Origin of the sequence: Symbiopectobacterium sp. (assembly GCF_051710365.1) — a bacterium.
In the GTDB taxonomy this organism is placed as follows: Bacteria; Pseudomonadota; Gammaproteobacteria; order Enterobacterales; family Enterobacteriaceae; genus Symbiopectobacterium.
Genome location: NZ_JBPETA010000320.1, coordinates 1 through 2,082 on the forward strand (window position 1 = coordinate 1; position 2,082 = coordinate 2,082).

1 protein-coding gene and 1 pseudogene are annotated in these 2,082 nt (G+C 52.1%); both read left to right on the top strand.

Annotation, left to right across the window (positions count from 1 at the left end; all coding sequences use genetic code 11):
* Positions 1-110: 110 nt before the first annotated feature.
* Positions 111-311 (top strand): annotated as a pseudogene (locus ACTBDZ_RS17290) (tetratricopeptide repeat protein); the annotation flags it as partial.
* 248 nt (positions 312-559) lie between these two features.
* Complete coding sequence (locus ACTBDZ_RS17295; RefSeq protein ID WP_438816208.1) at positions 560-2,020, top strand: glycoside hydrolase family 1 protein; 1,461 nt, start codon at positions 560-562, stop codon at positions 2,018-2,020.
* Positions 2,021-2,082 lie beyond the last annotated feature (62 nt).

Sequence of the window (2,082 nt, forward strand, 5' to 3'; positions counted from 1 at the left end):
ATCGGTGCTATGCTCGACATCGCTCAGTCCGGTTGATGATTTGGGATCTTTATCGATTGATCAGATCGCTCAACTCGGACTGAGTTCCCTTCAGGTGATCTACTATTCGGAACAGTTATTTAGGACAGTTAATGCTGAAACAGGGGGAATGGCAGCAGGCCTGCGATGCGTTTGCTGCGGCATTGGCGCTGCGCCCGGATGCCTTTGATTACGCTTGGCGCGCCGATGCCTTTGACCATCTGCGGCTGCCGGAGGAAGCGGCCCAGATGCGTCGCGAAGGGCTATTACTCACACTACAAACCCCGTCTTAATCGCGCTCCCCGCTGCCCCACATTCTGGGGCAGCGCTATCCCATCAGCGAAAGAGACACACTTTTATACCGTTACGCAATATACCCTAAATAATTCGAGTTGCAGGAAGGCGGCAAGTGAGTGAATCCCGATGAGCTTACTCAGGTAAGTGATTCGGGTGAGCAAGTGCAGCCAACGCACATGCAACTTGAAGTATGACGGGTATAAAATGAAACCAGTTTCATTTTGGATACTAAAAGGAGCAGCCCATGAGTACACGATTTCCTCCCGAATTCCTTTGGGGCGGTGCCACCGCCGCCAATCAAGTAGAAGGCGCATACGATGAAGCGGGCAAGGGACTGTCGATTGTGGATACCCTCCCAGGCGGCAAAGCACGCTTAGCCATCGTCGCGTCTGAATCCTTCGATTTTTCGCTGGATACCGCGCGTTATACTTACCCTAACCACAAGGGCATCGACCATTATCACCGTTTCAAGGAAGATATCGCGCTGTTCGCTGAAATGGGCTTCAAGTGTTACCGTTTTTCCATTGCCTGGACCCGTATTTACCCTAACGGCGTGGAACAAACGCCCAATGAAGCTGGTTTGGCACACTACGATGCGGTAATTGATAGCTGTCTCGCCCACGGCATTGAACCGGTTATCACGATTTCTCACTACGAACTGCCGCTGCATCTGGCCACCGTCTATGGCGGTTGGAAAAACCGCGCGCTGGTCGGTTTTTTCGAGCGTTTTTCTCGCACGGTGCTCGAGCGTTTCGGGCACAAGGTCAAATATTGGATGACCTTCAATGAGATCAACAGTGCTGCGCATTTTCCGATCATGAGCCAGGGGCTCGTCGTCAAAACGGGGGCCCGGGACCCACAGGCGAAATTTCAGGCATGGCATCACCAGTTTGTCGCCAGCAGTCTGGCAACCAAAATTGCCCGCGACGTCAATCCGAACATCCAGATGGGCTGCATGATTATTTATGCCACCACCTACGCCTACGACAGCAACCCGGTTAATCAGTTGGCGGCCATGCAACGCACGCAGTCCTTCAATTTCTATTGCGCCGATGTACAAGCCAACGGCAGATACCCCTACTATGCGCAACGATTGTGGGACTCGCTCGGCGTCACTTTAGCGATCGAACCCGGTGATCTTGAACTGCTGGCGAATAATACCGTCGATTACATCGGTTTCAGCTACTATATGTCGACCACCGTGAATGAAACCCACGCTGAGGGTGAAGATACCGAAGGCAATTTACTGGGAGGAACGCGCAACCCGTTTCTCGAGGCCAGCGAATGGGGATGGGAGATCGATCCAACCGGCCTACGCATCGCGCTGAACCAGCTTTATGACCGATACGGTAAGCCCCTGTTTGTGGTCGAAAACGGATTAGGTGCGATCGATAAACCCGACAGCAACCTCTACGTGGCGGACGATTACCGCATCAATTATCTGCGCCAGCATATTGAGGCGATGGCCGATGCCATTGCTGACGGTGTGACACTGATGGGCTATACCCCTTGGGGCTGTATCGATCTGGTCAGCATGTCGACTGGCGAAATGTCCAAGCGCTATGGCTTTATTTATGTTGATCTCGATGACACCCTCTCTGGCAGCGGCGATCGCCACAAGAAAAAATCTTTCTCATGGTATCAAACCGTCATTCCGCACCTGATTTTTCTTTTTTCGGGACTTGACGGTATTCTGAAGTTCTGAATTTATTACTGCTTTTTGCAGACCAATCAGCATGAGTACTCCCCACGTTACCATCCGTAACC

What these genes read in the sequence shown, in the direction of transcription:
- ACTBDZ_RS17295 (WP_438816208.1), top strand. Translation starts at nt 560, where the DNA reads ATGAGTACACGATTTCCTCCCGAATTCCTTTGGGGCGGTGCCACCGCC.